The sequence below is a fragment of the Streptomyces sp. NPDC041968 genome (assembly GCF_055589025.1).
Map to the genome: position 1 here is coordinate 225610 of NZ_JBVJCB010000004.1, position 15452 is coordinate 241061.

The window sequence follows — 15452 nt, forward strand, 5'->3', positions numbered from 1 at the left end:
TATCGAAAATGCGCGGGATTTGAACTGGGGGCCGGTGCGCTTAGGGTGCTTGACGGACCGGCGACAACCCGCCGTAATGACCCCAAGTACCGACACGTCCCGCAGGAGGACCCGTGAAGCCGAGCGCGCAGGGGCTCCCAGGGACGGGGACCGGGCGGGCCCGCGGCGCCGAGCGGGCCGGAGCGACCGGAGCCGCCGGACCGGCCGGCGTCCCGGCGCAGCCCGGCGCCGCGACCGGGAAACGGGCCCCGGGGGGCGCGGGCCCCGCCGGGGGAGTGCGCGGCGAGCACACGCACGGCGAACCTCCTGCGCCCCGCCCGCGCGTCCTCGTGCAGCGCTCCTCCGTACGCGGCCAGGTCCTCGACGCCCTGCGCACCGCGCTCGTGGCCGGCGAGCTGCGCCCCGGCGAGGTCTACTCGGCACCCGCGCTCGGCGAGCGGTTCGGCGTCTCGGCCACGCCCGTGCGCGAGGCCATGCAGCAGCTCGCCCTGGAGGGCGCCGTCGAGGTCGTCCCCAACCGGGGCTTTCGCGTCCTCGAACGCGGCGACCGGGAGCTGGCCGAGCTCGCCGAGGTCCGGGCGCTGATAGAGGTCCCCGTGATGCTGCGCCTGGCCCGCACGGTCCCCGCCGAACGCTGGGCGGAGCTGCGGCCCCTCGCCGAGGCCACCGTGCGGGCCGCGTCGTCCGGCTGCCCGGCGACCTACGCCGAGACCGACCGCGCCTTCCACCGCGCGGTGCTCGCGCTGGCCGGCAACGACCAGCTCGTCCGGATCGCCGGTGACCTGCACCGCCGCGCCCAGTGGCCGCCGGCCGGCGCCCCCGCGGTACGGGGGCGGGCCGACCTGATCGCCGACGCGCACGAACACACGGCGCTGCTCGACGCGCTGATCGCCGGCGACCTGGACGTGGTGCGGAGCCTGGTGGGGGAACACTTCACCGGCGCTTAGGAGACCTCCTGCCGCCGGGGACGGGGGGCTCCCGGTTCCTTCGCGGTGGGGTCCGCCCGCCCGGCCCGGCGAGGGGCGCCGGCCCCGGTGGCCCGGCCGTAGAGCGCGACGGCGAGCGGGGCCGCGGTGAACACCGACGAGTACGTGCCCACCCCCACGCCGATCAGCAGGGCCAGGGCGAAGTCGGTGAGCGAGCCCTCGGCGAGCACCGCCAGGGCGGCCAGGATCAGCACCGCGCCCGTGCCCGTGTTGACCGTGCGCGGCAGCGTCTGGAGGATCGCCCGGTCGGTGAGCCGGGCGAAGGGCGTCCCGCGGTCCTTCCCGAGCAGCTCCCGGACGCGGTCGAAGAGCACGACCGAGTCGTTGACCGAGTAGCCGATGACCGTCAGCAGCGCGGCCAGGAACACGCCGTCGATCGGCTTGCCGAGCCAGGCGAACACACCCACCAGGACGACGACGTCGTGCGCGAGGGCTCCGACGGCGGCCGTGCCGAACAGCAGCCGGAAACGGGCGGCGAGGTAGAGGAGCTGGGCGCCGAGGGCGAGGCCGAGGGCGATGAGGGCGTCCCGGCGCAGTTCCTCGCCGAGGCTGGGCCCGATCAGCTCGTCGCGGACCTTCTCGGTCTCGCCGCCGAGCGCGCCGACGGCCCCGGTGACGGCCGCCGCCTCGTCGTCGGTCAGCTCCTCGGTGCGCACGGTGAGGCCGTGGTCCCCGGAGGACTGGACGACCGCGCGCGGGAAGCCCGCGTCGGCGAGGGCCGTCCGCGCCCGTTCGGGGTCGACCTCGGTGGCGGTGGAGTACTCGATCAGCCGTCCGCCGGTGAACTCGATGCCGAAGTCCAGCCCGCGGGCCAGGATGCCCGAGCCGGCCAGCACCAGCACGATCCCGGACGCGGCCAGCCAGCGGCGGGGGCGGCGCATCAGGGCCGGGTCGCGGCGCAGCAGGGCGTCACGGACCGGGCCGGTGCTCGCGAGGCCGGTGACGCGGGGGCGGCGGGAGACGGACGGGCGGCTCGCGGCGAACTCGGTGAGCACCCGGGTGATCACCAGGGCGCTGATCATGGAGGCGAGGACGCCGATGCCCAGGGTGACGCCGAAGCCCTTCACCGGCCCGGAGGCCAGGAAGAACAGGAGGGCGGCGGCGATGAGCGTGGTGATGTTGGAGTCGGCGATCGCGCTGAACGCGCTGCGGAACCCGGCCGTCAGCGCCGAGCGCGTACTGGGCCGGCTCCGGGCGGCCTGCTCCTCGCGGGCACGTTCGAACACCAGGACGTTGGCGTCCACCGCCATGCCGATCGCCAGGACGAAACCCGCCAGCCCCGGCAGGGTCAGGGTCGCGCCGATCGCGGCCAGGGCGGCGTAGGAGATGAGGCCGTAGCAGAGCAGGGCGACCGCCGCGAGGGCGCCCATGAGGCGGTAGACGACGACGATGAACAGCGTGGTCAGCGCGGTGCCGATGACGGCGGCCCAGGCGCCGGCCGAGATCGCCTCGTCGCCCAGCGTGGCCCCGATCGTGCGCTGCTCCACCGTCTCCACCGGCACGGGGAGGGCACCGCCCTCGACGAGCAGGGCGAGTTCGCGGGCCTCGGCGTCGTCGAAGGACCCGGTGATCAGGGTGGAGCCGCCGGAGATGCCCGCCCCGCAGCCCACCGACGGGTCGACCTGCGGCGAGGAGATGATCTTGTCGTCGAGCACGATGGCGACCCGGCGCCGGTCGTCACCGGCCGGGTGGCAGGCCGCCTCGCCGGTCACCCGGGCCCACCGGTCGGCGCCCGCGTCCTCGAAGTCCACGGTGACGTGCCACCCCGCGCCGCCCTGCTGGTCGAAGCGGGCGTCGGCGCCCTCGACGTCCTGCCCGGTCAGGGCGGCCGCCTCGAGCCGGAGGGGCCGGCCGGACTCGTCGGGCAGCACGCGCTCGCCGGGCCGGTCGGACCGGGGCTTCCCGGCTTCCTCGGCCGGGCCGTGGACCGGGTGGACGGTGAGCTGTGCGGTGCGGCCCAGTACGTCGGCCGCCTTCTTCGGGTCCTGGACACCCGGCAGCTCGACGACGACGCGGTGGTCACCGGAGCGGACGATGGTCGGTTCGGCGACGCCGAGCGCGTCGATGCGGCCGCGCAGCACCTCCACCGTGCGGTCGGTGGCCTCGGCGTCCGCGACGACGGTGGGGGTGGAGCGGGTCTCCAGCACGATCTGGGTGCCGCCGCGGAGATCGAGCCCGAGGCGGACCGGCGTGGTGAGGGCGATGCCGAGGGCCGCGGCCAGCACGGCCAGGGCGATCAGCGCACGGATGCGCAGACCGCCGGACCCGGAACGGGACCGCGACCGGCGCGGGGAACGTGGGGACAGGGGGATACGGGAGCGCTGCAACGGAGACCTCCGGCGGGCACGCCGCGGCAGCGGCCTGCGCGGCCGCGACGGAAGGGGAAGGTGACGGGAGTACGCGGTGCGTACGGTGCTCAGGTGCCGGAGGGGGCGGGAGGTGCCCGGCCGTGGTCGTGATGCGTGCGGCCGGGGGAGAGGGCCACGGCGCCGGACCCGGCGGGGGTACGCCCGCCGGCGGCGGGATCGGCGCCCACGGAGCGCGGGGCGGTGGCGGGGCGGTCGGGGGGTGCCGGACGCTCACCGAGGTGGTCGTGGCGTGCCCTGGCCCGGTCGAAGCAGGGCGCGGCGCCGCCGTCGTCGGCGTGCTGGTCGGTCCGCGGGTGAGGGAGAGCGGTCGTCGCCGCGTGGCCCGGGAGCGCCCCCGCGACCGCGGCGCCCGTGCCGGTCGCGGGCCCGGCCGGGACCAGGGCCAGCAGGAGGGTCAGCAGTGCGGCGAGCGCGGCCACGAGCCGGGGAGCCGTCGCGGGGGCGGTACGACCTGCGGGGCGCATGCACCGTCCCCTCTCGTCAGGGCGTTCGGACGGCCGGGCGGCCGGGCGGAGAGGAGCCCGGTGCTCCGGCCCGGAGTGGGCGGCCGGAGCACCGGGCGGTCCGGGGACGTCAGGGTTCGATGAGGCCGGCGCGGATGGCGTACCGGGTCAGTTCCAGACGGTCGCGCAGGCCGAGCTTCTGCAGCAGGTTCGCCCGGTGCCGCTGGACGGTCTTGACGCTGATGAAGAGGATCTCGGCGATCTCCTTGGAGGAGTGGCCCTCGGCGACGAGCTTGAGGACCTCCTCCTCCCGGGGCGTGAGGATGTGGTCGGCGCTCTCCTCACCGTGCCGGACCCGGTCGAGGTAGTTGCGGATCAGGGCGGTCACCGCCCCCGGGTAGAGGAACGGCTCGTCGCGCATCGCGGCCCGGCAGGCGGCGACCAGATCGCGGTCGGCGACGGACTTCAGGACGTATCCGCAGGCCCCCGACTTCAGCGCCTGGAACAGGTACTGCTCGTTGTCGTGCATCGTCAGCATGAGGATGCGCAGCCCGGGTTTCAGCGCGGCCAGCTCGCGGGCGGCCTGGAGACCGGTCAGCCGCGGCATCGCGATGTCCAGGACCGCCAGGTCCACGGCGTTCGCCCGCGCCTTCTCGATGGCCTCCGCGCCGTCCCCGGCCTCCGCCACCACCTCCAGGTCCGGTTCCCGGTCGAGGATGAGCCGGACACCGCGGCGCACCAGGGCGTGGTCGTCGGCGAGCAGGATGCGGATCCTCGCCGGGCCGGAGACGGGCGCCGCGGGGGACGCCGTGGGCCGGGCGGACGGCCCGGGAAGGGAGCGGTCGGGCAGGGACGACGGGTCGGACATGGTCAGGGCTGCTTCCTGGGGACGGGTGCGGTGAGCCGGACGCGGGTGCCGGCGCCGGGAGCCGAGGTGATGTCGAGGGCGGCCCCGACGAGCAGGGCCCGTTCGCGCATGCCGCGGATACCGGCGCCCTCGCACGGCGCCTCGATCCCGCGGCCGTCGTCGGCGACGGTGAGCGTCACGGCGCCCTCGGCCCGGGCGAGGCCCACCTCCAGCCGCCGCGCGTCCGCGTGGCGGGCGGCGTTGGTCAGGCTCTCCTGCGCCACGCGGTAGAGGACCAGCTCGGTCTCGTGGTCCAGCGCGGGCAGGTCGGCGTCGAACCGGCGGACCACCCGCAGCCCCGTGTGGGTCGCGAAGTCGTGGGTGAGCGAGGACAGCGCGCTGATCAGACCGAGATCGTCCAGGACCCCGGGACGCAGCCGGCGCACCAGGCGGCGGACCTCGTCCAGGCTCTCCCGGGTGATCTCCTGCGCCTGCTGGAGCTCCGAGCGCAACGGTTCGTCGGCGTCGTCCGCGGAGCGCCCGAGGACCAGCAGGATGGCGGTCATGCTCTGCCCGACCTCGTCGTGCAGCTCCTGGGCGATACGGCGCCGCTCCGCCTCCTGGGCGAGCAGGACGCGGGCACTGCTCGTGGCCCGCTCGTGCTCCAGCCGGTCCAGCATGGCGTTGAAGGTGCGGATCAGCTCGGGGACCCCGCCGCCGCCGGACACCGGGAGCCGCTGGCCCGGGCGGAGCAGGTCGACCGTGGTCATCAGCTTCGTCAACCGGTCCAGCGGTGCCAGGCCCCAGCGCAGCAGGGCGCCGTTGGCGACCAGCATGACGCCGAGCCCGCCCACCAGGATGACGGCCTCGGTCAGCAGGACGGGCACGGAGACGGTCACCGGAGCCCACAGCAGCAGGGCCGTGGCGAAGCCCAGCACCACCGCGTTGAGCCCGAAGATCCGCCAGAACAGGGACACCGGGGGGTACGCCTCCTTCTGCGACGCGACGACTCGTACGCCTCCACTGTCGGCCATCGCGCACCCTCGGCGGCGGCAGCCGCGGCCCAGGTCGCGACCGAGCAAGCGACCAGCGTGCCCCGCCGCACGCCACCGGGTCGATGGGGGCCGGCCCCCATTTCCGTGCCGCAGGCACACCCATCCGGGCGCCCTCGCGCACCGCCGTGTGGATGCCCGGGCCCCGGGCAAATGGGGCCCGCGCCCGATGGGTTTCCCCCGCCGGCCCGGCCAGGCTGGACGGTGACCGGGCCCGATCGGCCCGGCGTCCGCCGTACCCGCAGATCCTTCCGAGAAGAGGACGCACCGTGTCGCTCGACGCCCCCCGCACCGAACCCCGCCCCGAGCGCCTGACCGCTCACGAGGCACGCCAGCGCCTCGAACACGCGCGCGGCACCCGGCTGACCCAGCTCCAGGCCCTCGGTGAGGGCGGCCAGGCGGACGACCAACTGATGGCCGCGCAGAAGGACGCCATCGAGCGGGTGCTCAAGGAGATCGACGCGGCCTTCGCGCGGATCGACGGCGGCAGCTACGGCACGTGCCTGGGCTGCGGGAAGCCCGTCCCGGGGGAGCGGCTGGAGATCCTCCCCTACACGCGGTACTGCGTCGCCTGCCAGCGCCGCGCCGCCGCCTGACCACCGTCCGTCCGGCTCTCGTCTCCCGCCCTGCCCGAGGGGTGAAGTGGTGAACCATCCGATCATCGACGACCACGAGGCGCGTCTGTCGCCCGAAGACCTGGCGGCGCTCCGGGACAGCCTCCGCGAGCAGCGGCTGTTCCGCGAGGAGCAGCTGCGGCAGATCGCGACCGTACCGGCCCGCGCCGACGAGGCGCACCGGCGGCGGTCCGCCGCGCGGCCCGAGGTACGGGTCGAGCCGGCCGCCTCCGCGCGCATGGTCCTCGCCGACGTGGAAGCGGCGCTCGACCGCATGGCGAGGGGCCGCTACGGCTCCTGCCACCTGTGCCGGCGTCCCATCGACCGCGCGCGCCTGCTGATCGTGCCGCAGGCCCGCTACTGCGCTCGCTGCCAGCAGGTGCGGGAGGCCGGCCGATGACCGTCGTCCGCCTGCCCGCGGACTCCCGGCGCCTGCCGTGGCCGCTGTCCCGGCACCGCTGCGGCGTCGCCCTCGACATCGGCAGCGCCCGGACCCGCGCCTGGGTCGCCGGGCGGGGACTGGTTCTCGACGTGCCGACGGTGACGTTCGCGGGTGCCGGGGCGGTGTACCCCGTCCAGCGCGGCCGCATCGTCGACACCGAGGGCGCGGCGCGCATGCTCGGCCGGCTCCTCGCCCACCGGCTGCCGCGCTTCGCCCGCCCGCTGGTCGTGGTGACCGCGCCGGTGCTGGACGGGTACGCCTACCGGACACAGGCCCGCACGGCGGTGCAGGTGCTGCGGCCCCGGGGGGTGCTGACCGTCCCGAGCGCGCGGGCGGTCGCCCTCGCGGCGGGCGCGGACCTGTCCCGGCCACTGCTCGTGGTGGACATCGGCGCCCGCCTCACCGAGGTGGTGCTGCTGGCCGACGGTGCCGTCTTCGACGCGCGGCGGGCCGCGCTGGGCACGGGGGACCTCGACGACGCGACCGGGCCGGTGGCGATCGGCGAGGCGGTCGCCGGGATGGCGACCTCGATGCTGCGGCAGGACCGCACCTCCCTCACCGTCGAGGCCCTGGGGCGGGGTCCGCTGCTGGCGGGCGGTGGTGCCCTGCGTCCCGAGATCACCTGCCGTCTCGCCGACGTGCTGCACACCCCGCTGAGCGCCGTACCGGCCCCGCACACGGCCGCCGTCCGCGGTGCCGCCAAGCTCCTGGCGGCCGCGGACTCCCACCCGCCCGTCACGGGCACGGACCCCCCGGCCGGCCACCCATGCTGACCCGCGCCCACCCGGCGCACCCGCGCCCCCGGCGCCGCGGGCCGTGACCTCACCCGACCCGAGTCCCGCACGATGCGTACGGCCGCGGACCGGCCCCGTACGGCGCCCGAACGCGCGGTCGGCCCAGCGCGGGTGACTCGGCCGGGCGCGATCCCGTCCGAGTGAACCCCCGCCGTCGAAACCCCCGCCGTCGAAGCCGTCCGCCGTCGAAACGGTCCGTCGTCGCCGCGTTCCGTCGTCGACGCCGGCCCGACGCCGACGGCCCGCCGACCGATCCTGGAAGGAGGCGCCCCGTGGCCCGTGAGACACCCCGGGCACAGCCACCGCCCCTCGATCCCGCCCCCGCTGCCGGCCGCCACCCGCACCTGGTGCTGTGGCGATGGCGGCGCAACACCCTGCGGCGCCGTACCGACCGCCTGCACGCCTGGATCGCCCTGGGCCTCCTGCTGGCCGTCCTGGCGGCGGCCCCCGCGGCGATGTTCGCGGCGGGCGACGCGGCCCACCGGCACTACCGCGCCCTCGCCGAGCACCAGGCCCGGACCCGCGACCACCGCCCCGCCGTCCTCGTCCACGACGCCCCGCGCCATCCGGAACCCGGCTCGGCGGAGGCGAAGAGGACCCGGTACCCGGTCGAGGTGCGCTACACCGGCCCGGACGGGGCCACCCGGACCGCGGAGACCGACGTCGAACCGGGACTCCCCGCGGACAGCACCGTCCTCGTCTGGGTCGACGCGGCGGGAGGGCTCACCGGACCGCCGCTGACCGGGGACCAGGCCCGCAGCCGCGCGACGGGCTGGGCGATCCTCGCCTTCCTGGGCGTGGCCCTCACCGGCCTCGCCGCCCACGGTGCCACCGGCGTGCTGCTGCACCGGATCAACCTCGCCCGCTGGGACGCCGCCTGGGCCGTCACGGAACCGCGCTGGAGCAGGGCCCCCTGAGCACGCTCACGCGGTCGCCGCGCCCGCGGCCGGCGGTGCCAGGTGCCGCGCCAGCCAGGTCGGCACCCCGCCGAGCAGCCGGACCAGGCGCCGGGCCTCCTCCCGCAACCGGGACGCCTCCGGTTCCGACTCGGCGTCCGCCAGCGAGACCAGCGCGGGAGCCGTGCCCACCAGGTACCCCAGCTCCTCGCGGATGCGCAGCGACTCGGCGAAGCCGTGCCGGGCCTCGGCCATCTCCCCCTCCCGCAGGGCGAGTCCGGCCAGATGCCGCCAGGTGGCGGACTGCAGCAGCGGGTCGCCCTGCGCGGTGGCGCCGGCGTGGGCGCGCCGGTACGCCGCCTTGGCGGCCTGCGGCGACCGGGTCAGGTTCTCCGCGAGCAGCCCCCGCCGGAAGTCCAGCAGCGCCCGCCCCCTCGCGCCCGGCGCGATCAGCGCCGCCGCCCGGCCCAGCGCGGCCCGCGCCTCGTCGGACCGGTCGCGCACCCCGTGCACCGTGGCGGCGTATGCGAGTTGCCCGCGTTCACAGGCGGCGGCCCCGCGCTCGTCGTCGCTGTCGGCCAGCGCCTCGGCGGTGCGCAGCGCGTCCTCGGCGTCCGCCCAGCCCTGCTCCGTGTACAGGCACCGCTCCACCAGCAGCGCGGTCCGCTGCAACGCGGTGGCCGCGGAGACCGGCTCCAGCAGGGCCGCCGCGTCGGACCAGCAGGCGCGCGAACGCAACCGCCACACGGCGGTCTGGAGCGGATCGTCACCCTCGGTCGTTCCCCAACCAGAACCAGCCATGGCGGAATGCGCCACGTTGCCCTCCCCTTGGCACGCCATCGAGCTCTCGAAGTGGTGGCCGCATCTCAGCACGGATCCGGCGGCCCGGCCAAGGGGATGGGTGAAACTTTTCACAAAGTCGTGGGACTTGACCGCCCGGAGGTTTGGGGCCGTACCGGGCGGTGTCGTGTCCCGCGGCTCAGCTCATCCGCAGCGCCAGGAAGAAATCGAGCTTGTCCTCCAGGCGCGACAGATCACGTCCCGTCAACTGCTCGATCCGCCCGACGCGGTAGCGCAACGTGTTGACGTGCAGGTGGAGCCGGGTGGCGCAGCGCGTCCAGGAGCCGTCGCTGGCGAGGAAGGCCTCCAGGGTCGGGATCAGCTCGGCGCGGTGGCGGCGGTCGTAGTCACGCAGCGGGTCCAGCAGCCGGGCGGTGAAGGCCCGGCGCACGTCGTCGGGGACGAAGGGGAGGAGCAGGACGTGCGAGGCCAGCTCCTGGTGGCCGGCCGCGCAGACCCGGCCGGGGCGCGCCGCGGCGACCCGCCGCGCGTGCCGCGCCTCCTCCAGCGCGCCGCGCAGCCCCTCCGCCGAGTGCACGGCCGCGCTGACGCCGAGCGTGACCCGCCCGTCGCCGTCCAGCCCCGCCGACAGCGGTTCCCGTACGGCCTCCAGGAGCACGTCCGCGAGGATGCCGGTCTCGGAACCGTCGTGCTCGGCGGAGACCGCCGGCAGCGGCACGAGGGCGATGGCCTCGTCGCCGGTGTGGGCCACGGCGATGCGGTCGGAGTGCTCGGGCCCCGTGGCGAGCGGGTCGACGAGGATCTCCTCCAGCAGGGTCTGGGCGACCGGCCCGGTCACGGAGCCGTCGTTCTCCCACTCGACCCGGGCGACCACGACCTGCCAGTGCGGGGCCGCGCCGAGGCCCGGCAGCAGCACCGGCGCCGCGACCCGCAGCCGGGCCGCGATCTCGGCGGGCGCGGCGCCGGTCTGCACCAGCTCCAGGACCTCCTGCGCGAGCCGCCTGCGGACCGTGCGCGCCGCGTCCCGCCGGTCGCGCTCGACAGCGATGAGCTGCGTGACGCCGTGGAGCAGGTCGAGCCGCTCCTCGGCCCAGTCCCCGGCGTCCGCCTCCACCACCAGCAGCCAGTCGGACAGCACCGTCTCGCGCACGTCCCGCGCGGCCTGCGGTACGCGCGCCGCGCCCGGCGTGCGGTGCCCCCCGGCGCGCACCGGGAAGAGGCTGTACGTCGTCGGGCCCAGGGACACCCGGTGCGGTGCCCGCCGGCCCGCCCGGGTGGCGGCCAGATGCTCCGCCGCGAGCTTCGCGCACACCTCGGCGGGCAGCGCGGGGCCCGCGTCCTTGGGGCCCGCGACCGGCCGCCCGGTCGGGGAGAGCACCCAGGCCCGCAGGTCCAGGTCCGTGCCGAGCAGGTCGAGGACGACGTCGGGGCCGCCGCCCGCGGGGCCCGAGGTCATCATCCTGCGGTGCCGGTCGACCACGGCCGCGAGGTCCCCGGCCCGCTCACCGGAGACCTGGCGGACCACGTGCTCGGTGATGGTCGCGAAGGCCACCGACTCGTTCACCGCGAACAGCGGCAGCCGGTGCCGCGCGCACGCCGCCAGCAGGTCCTCCGGGACGCTGCCCAGCTCCGCCTCGCCGGCGGCGAGGGCGGCCACGCCGGACTGCACGAGGAGGCGGACGAACGGCTCGGAGTCGGCGGCGTCCCGGCGCCAGGCCAGGCCGGTGAGGACCAGCTCGCCGCCGGAGAGGTAGCGGCTGGGGTCCCGCAGGTCGGTGGTCATCACGCCCCGGACGGAGCGGTCCAGCTCGTCCTCGCCGCCGAGCAGCTTGAGGCCCAGCGCGTCGGTGTCCAGCAGTGCGCGCAGCCGCATTCTCGTCGCCGCCGTTCTTTGTCTCGAAGTGTTCCAGGTCACGCGGCTGTGTCGCCCGATTTCCGGAGGGACCAGAGGAATGTAGGGAGGTGGGTGAGGACCTCCTTTCATACGAATCTACAAGATGCCTGGGCTGGCCAGCCAACTCCTTCATGGTTTCTGCGACTGACCCTGGTGGAGCACCGGGCGGTGTACTGAGGCCACTCCACGTGAACAGCACATGAACGAGCCTGGCCCGCCGCACACGGATTGGCTCAATCTGCACGACCACCAGACGAAGACGAAGAAGAGAGCCGGTCATGGACTTCCTTCGCCCCGCCAGCTGGGAGGAGGCGCTCGCCGCGAAGGCCGAGCACCCCACCGCTGTGCCGATTGCGGGTGGCACCGACGTGATGGTCGAGATCAACTTCGACCACCGCAGGCCCGAGTACCTGATGGACCTGAACCGCATCGGCGACCTCTGCGAGTGGGAGGTCGGCGAGGACTCCGTGCGGCTCGGCGCCTCCGTCCCGTACACCCGGATCATGGACGCCCTCCGCACCGAACTCCCCGGACTCGCCCTCGCCTCGCACACGGTCGCCTCCCCGCAGATCCGTAACCGCGGCGGCGTGGGCGGCAACCTCGGCACCGCCTCCCCGGCCGGTGACGCGCACCCCGCGCTGCTCGCCGCCGGGGGGGAGGTCGAGGTCGAGTCGGTGCGCGGCAAGCGCCTCATCCCGATCGACGAGTTCTACAAGGGCGTCAAGCGCAACGCGCTGGAGCCCGACGAGCTGATCCGCGCCGTGCACGTCCGCAAGGCCGACGGCCCGCAGCAGTTCTCCAAGGTCGGCACCCGCAACGCCATGGTCATCGCCGTGTGCGCCTTCGGACTGGCCCTGCACCCCGAGACCCGCACGGTCCGCACCGGCATCGGCTCGGCGGCCCCCACGCCCGTCCGGGCGAAGGCCGCGGAGGACTTCCTGAACGCCGCGCTCGACGAGGGCGGCTTCTGGGACAACGGCAAGATCATCACCCCGTCGGTGGCCAAGCAGTTCGCGGACCTGTGCTCGGCCGCCTGCAACCCGATCGACGACGTCCGGGGCACCGCGAGCTACCGCCGCCACGCGGTCGGCGTGATGGCCCGCCGGACGCTCACCTGGACCTGGGAGTCGTACCGCGGCGCCCGCCACACCACGGAGGGAGCCGCGTAATGCGCGTCAACTTCACTGTCAACGGACGCCCGCAGGAAGCCGACGACGTGTGGGAGGGCGAGTCCCTCCTCTACGTCCTGCGCGAGCGGCTCGGCCTGCCCGGCTCCAAGAACGCCTGCGAGCAGGGCGAGTGCGGCTCCTGCACGGTCCGCCTGGACGGCGTGCCGGTGTGCTCCTGTCTGGTCGCGGCCGGTCAGGCGCAGGGCCGCGAGATCGTCACGGTCGAGGGCCTGGCCGACTTCGCCCAGCAGCGCGCCGAGGGCTGCGCGAGCGGCGCCTGCGGCGGCGGTGGCGAGGGCAAGGGCACCTCGCTCGACGAGGCCAAGCGCTGGCAGGCCGCGGGCACCGACTCGCAGACCGGCGAGGGCACCGAACTCGCGCCCATCCAGCAGGCGTTCATCGACGCCGGCGCCGTCCAGTGCGGCTTCTGCACGCCCGGCCTGCTGGTCGCCGCCGACGAGATGCTGGAGCGCAACCCGAACCCGACCGACGCGGACATCCGCGAGGCGCTGTCGGGCAACCTGTGCCGCTGCACGGGCTACGAGAAGATCATGGACGCGGTCCGGCTGGCCGCGGCCCGCCAGTCCGAGGGGGTCTGAGCATGGCTGCCAACGGCGCACCCACCAAAATCACCCAGGGTTCGAAGACCAAGGGCGGTATCGGCGAGTCGACGCTCCGCCCGGACGGCACCCTCAAGGTCACCGGCGAGTTCGCCTACTCGTCCGACATGTGGCACGAGGACATGCTCTGGGGCCAGATCCTGCGCTCCCCGGTCGCCCACGCCGAGATCGTGTCCATCGACACGGGCGAGGCCCTCGCCATGGCCGGCGTCTACGCCGTCATGACCTACGACGACCTGCCCACCGAGATCCGCAACTACGGCCTGGAGATCCAGGACACCCCGGTCCTCGCGCACGGCAAGGTCCGCCACCACGGCGAGCCGGTCGCCATCGTCGCCGCCGACCACCCGGAGACCGCGCGCCGCGCCGCCGCCAAGATCAAGGTGGAGTACCGGGAGCTGCCCGTCATCACCGACGAGGCCTCCGCGACCGCCCCGGACGCGATCCTCGTCCACGAGAACCGCGACGACCACCACATCGGCCACGTCCCGCACCCCAACATCGTGCACCGCCAGCCGATCGTGCGCGGCGACGCCGACGAGGCCGCCAAGCGGGCGGACGTGATCGTCAAGGGCGAGTACTACTTCGGCATGCAGGACCAGGCCTTCCTCGGCCCCGAGTCCGGCCTCGCCGTGCCCTCCGAGGACGGCGGCGTCGAGCTGTACGTCGCCACCCAGTGGCTGCACTCCGACCTGAAGCAGATCGCCCCGGTGCTCGGCCTGCCCGAGGACAAGGTGCGCATGACGCTGTCCGGCGTCGGCGGGGCGTTCGGCGGCCGCGAGGACCTGTCGATGCAGATCCACGCCTGTCTGCTGGCGATGCGCACCGGCAAGCCCGTCAAGATCGTCTACAACCGCTTCGAGTCCTTCTTCGGCCACGTCCACCGCCACCCCGCGCGCCTGTACTACGAGCACGGCGCCACCAGGGACGGCAAGCTCACCCACATGAAGTGCCGGATCGTCCTGGACGGCGGCGCCTACGCGTCCGCCTCCCCGGCGGTCGTCGGCAACGCCTCCTCGCTGTCGGTCGGCCCGTACGTCATCGACGACGTGGACATCGAGGCCATCGCCCTCTACAGCAACAACCCGCCCTGCGGCGCCATGCGCGGCTTCGGCGCGGTCCAGGCGTGCTTCGCCTACGAGGCGCAGATGGACAAGGTGGCCAAGGAACTCGGCATGGACCCGGTGGAGCTGCGCCGGATCAACGCCATGGAACAGGGCACCATCATGCCGACCGGCCAGCCGGTCGACTCGCCCGCCCCGGTCGCCGAACTCCTGCGCCGCGTCAAGGCGATGCCCCTTCCCCCCGAGCGCCAGTGGGAGTCCAGCGAGGGCTCCGACGTGCGCCAGCTGCCGGGCGGCCTGTCCAACACCACGCACGGCGAGGGCGTCGTCCGGGGCGTCGGCTACGCGGTCGGCATCAAGAACGTCGGCTTCTCCGAGGGCTTCGACGACTACTCCACCGCCAAGGTGCGCATGGAGGTCGTGGGCGGCGAGCCCGTCGCCACGGTCCACACCGCCATGGCGGAGGTCGGCCAGGGCGGCGTCACCGTCCACGCGCAGATCGCCCGCACCGAGCTGGGCGTCACCCAGGTGACCATCCACCCGGCCGACACGCAGGTCGGCTCGGCCGGTTCGACCTCGGCCTCCCGGCAGACGTACGTCACCGGCGGCGCCGTGAAGAACGCCTGCGAGCTGGTCCGCGAGAAGGTCCTGGAGATCGGCCGGCGCAAGTTCGGCTCCTACCACCCGGCCTGGGCCACCGCCGAGCTGCTCCTGGAGGGCGGCAAGGTCGTCACCGACGGCGGCGAGGTCCTCGGCGACCTGGTCGACGTCCTGGAGGGCGAGGCGGTCGAGGTCGAGGAGGAGTGGCGGCACCGGCCCACCGAGGCCTTCGACCTGCGCACCGGCCAGGGCAACGGCCACGTCCAGTACTCCTTCGCCGCGCACCGTGCCGTCGTCGAGGTCGACACCGAGCTGGGCCTGGTCAAGGTCGTCGAGCTGGCGTGCGCCCAGGACGTCGGCAAGGCGCTCAACCCGCTCTCCGTGGTCGGCCAGATCCAGGGCGGCACCCTCCAGGGCATGGGCATCGCGGTGATGGAGGAGATCGTCGTCGACCCCAAGACCGCCAAGGTCAGGAACCCGTCCTTCACGGACTACCTGCTGCCCACCATCCTCGACACGCCGACCATCCCCGTCGACGTGCTCGAACTCGCCGACGACCACGCGCCGTACGGGCTGCGCGGCATCGGCGAGGCCCCCACCCTGTCGTCCACCCCGGCGGTCCTCGCGGCCATCCGGAACGCGACCGGGCTGACCCTCGACCGCACGCCCGTACGTCCGGAACACCTCACCGGCAAGGCGTGAGCCGACCCTCCGGGCGGCGCACGGAACGTCACACACTCCGCGCCGCCCGGAGCACACCCCGGGTCCCGCTCCGCTCGCGGGCCCGCAGCAGCACCACGCACGCGTACCACCACCCATGCGTTCGTCTCGGGCCGTCCCCCGGGTCGTGCACATCCCAAA

14 protein-coding genes are annotated in these 15452 nt (G+C 74.8%); 8 read left to right on the plus strand and 6 right to left on the minus strand.

Annotated elements, in window-relative coordinates:
* Nucleotides 1-113 precede the first annotated feature (113 nt).
* Complete coding sequence (locus ACZ6EG_RS12020) at nt 114-947, plus strand: GntR family transcriptional regulator (RefSeq protein ID WP_391968550.1); 834 nt, start codon at nt 114-116, stop codon at nt 945-947.
* On the opposite strand, the gene secD is transcribed toward ACZ6EG_RS12020, so the two are convergent.
* The 4 genes from secD to ACZ6EG_RS12040 form a co-directional block, all read right to left on the minus strand.
* A complete protein-coding gene (gene secD / locus ACZ6EG_RS12025) occupies nt 944-3241 on the minus strand; it encodes a protein translocase subunit SecD (RefSeq protein WP_391968719.1) in 2298 nt (765 codons plus the stop codon). The two genes, ACZ6EG_RS12020 and secD, sit on opposite strands and share 4 nt — an antisense overlap.
* Nucleotides 3242-3402: 161 nt before the next feature.
* Nucleotides 3403-3819: a hypothetical protein gene (locus ACZ6EG_RS12030; protein ID WP_469603879.1), complete on the minus strand. Its 417-nt coding sequence runs from the start codon at nt 3817-3819 to the stop codon at nt 3403-3405.
* A gap of 109 nt (nt 3820-3928) precedes the next feature.
* A complete protein-coding gene (locus ACZ6EG_RS12035) occupies nt 3929-4666 on the minus strand; it encodes a response regulator (protein ID WP_469603882.1) in 738 nt (245 codons plus the stop codon).
* Nucleotides 4667-4668: 2 nt separating this feature from the next.
* On the minus strand, nt 4669-5622 hold the full coding sequence (locus ACZ6EG_RS12040) for a HAMP domain-containing sensor histidine kinase (RefSeq protein ID WP_391968718.1): 954 nt from the start codon (nt 5620-5622) through the stop codon (nt 4669-4671).
* 344 nt (nt 5623-5966) lie between these two features.
* Here ACZ6EG_RS12040 and ACZ6EG_RS12045 point away from each other — a divergent pair, with 344 nt between their 5' ends.
* The 4 genes from ACZ6EG_RS12045 (at nt 5967) to ACZ6EG_RS12060 (ending at nt 8464) form a co-directional block, all read left to right on the plus strand.
* Nucleotides 5967-6293, plus strand: a complete 327-nt coding sequence (locus ACZ6EG_RS12045; RefSeq protein ID WP_391968547.1) for a TraR/DksA family transcriptional regulator — start codon at nt 5967-5969, stop codon at nt 6291-6293.
* 46 nt (nt 6294-6339) lie between these two features.
* Complete coding sequence (locus tag ACZ6EG_RS12050; protein ID WP_469603885.1) at nt 6340-6711, plus strand: TraR/DksA family transcriptional regulator; 372 nt, start codon at nt 6340-6342, stop codon at nt 6709-6711.
* Nucleotides 6708-7526 (plus strand): rod shape-determining protein, encoded by an 819-nt coding sequence (locus ACZ6EG_RS12055; protein WP_469603888.1) that lies wholly within the window; start codon nt 6708-6710, stop codon nt 7524-7526. Before ACZ6EG_RS12050 ends, ACZ6EG_RS12055 begins: the two co-directional genes overlap by 4 nt.
* Nucleotides 7527-7819: 293 nt before the next feature.
* Nucleotides 7820-8464, plus strand: a complete 645-nt coding sequence (locus ACZ6EG_RS12060) for an Rv1733c family protein (RefSeq protein WP_469603891.1) — start codon at nt 7820-7822, stop codon at nt 8462-8464.
* A 6-nt stretch (nt 8465-8470) separates the two neighbouring features.
* On the opposite strand, the gene ACZ6EG_RS12065 is transcribed toward ACZ6EG_RS12060, so the two are convergent.
* Complete coding sequence (locus ACZ6EG_RS12065) at nt 8471-9259, minus strand: hypothetical protein (protein WP_383639210.1); 789 nt, start codon at nt 9257-9259, stop codon at nt 8471-8473.
* 163 nt (nt 9260-9422) lie between these two features.
* Nucleotides 9423-11117: a PucR family transcriptional regulator gene (locus ACZ6EG_RS12070; RefSeq protein ID WP_469603894.1), complete on the minus strand. Its 1695-nt coding sequence runs from the start codon at nt 11115-11117 to the stop codon at nt 9423-9425.
* A gap of 299 nt (nt 11118-11416) precedes the next feature.
* Between ACZ6EG_RS12070 and ACZ6EG_RS12075 the strand changes: the two genes are divergently transcribed.
* From ACZ6EG_RS12075 to ACZ6EG_RS12085, 3 genes are read left to right on the plus strand one after another with little or no spacing between them, the layout of a single operon-like run.
* Nucleotides 11417-12307, plus strand: a complete 891-nt coding sequence (locus ACZ6EG_RS12075) for an FAD binding domain-containing protein (RefSeq protein ID WP_391968542.1) — start codon at nt 11417-11419, stop codon at nt 12305-12307.
* Nucleotides 12307-12906 (plus strand): (2Fe-2S)-binding protein, encoded by a 600-nt coding sequence (locus tag ACZ6EG_RS12080; RefSeq protein ID WP_469603898.1) that lies wholly within the window; start codon nt 12307-12309, stop codon nt 12904-12906. Before ACZ6EG_RS12075 ends, ACZ6EG_RS12080 begins: the two co-directional genes overlap by 1 nt.
* Nucleotides 12907-12908: 2 nt before the next feature.
* Nucleotides 12909-15293, plus strand: coding sequence for a xanthine dehydrogenase family protein molybdopterin-binding subunit (locus tag ACZ6EG_RS12085; RefSeq protein WP_391968540.1), 2385 nt, complete (start codon nt 12909-12911; stop codon nt 15291-15293).
* Nucleotides 15294-15452 lie beyond the last annotated feature (159 nt).

Bases quoted from the DNA above. Each gene is read 5' to 3' on its own strand.
- ACZ6EG_RS12075 (WP_391968542.1), top strand. From the start codon at position 11,417: ATGGACTTCCTTCGCCCCGCCAGCTGGGAGGAGGCGCTCGCCGCGAAG.
- ACZ6EG_RS12055 (WP_469603888.1), top strand. From the start codon at position 6,708: ATGACCGTCGTCCGCCTGCCCGCGGACTCCCGGCGCCTGCCGTGGCCG.
- ACZ6EG_RS12035 (WP_469603882.1), bottom strand. From the start codon at position 4,666: ATGTCCGACCCGTCGTCCCTGCCCGACCGCTCCCTTCCCGGGCCGTCC.
- ACZ6EG_RS12085 (WP_391968540.1), top strand. From the start codon at position 12,909: ATGGCTGCCAACGGCGCACCCACCAAAATCACCCAGGGTTCGAAGACC.
- ACZ6EG_RS12080 (WP_469603898.1), top strand. From the start codon at position 12,307: ATGCGCGTCAACTTCACTGTCAACGGACGCCCGCAGGAAGCCGACGAC.
- ACZ6EG_RS12030 (WP_469603879.1), bottom strand. From the start codon at position 3,819: ATGCGCCCCGCAGGTCGTACCGCCCCCGCGACGGCTCCCCGGCTCGTG.
- ACZ6EG_RS12070 (WP_469603894.1), bottom strand. From the start codon at position 11,117: ATGCGGCTGCGCGCACTGCTGGACACCGACGCGCTGGGCCTCAAGCTG.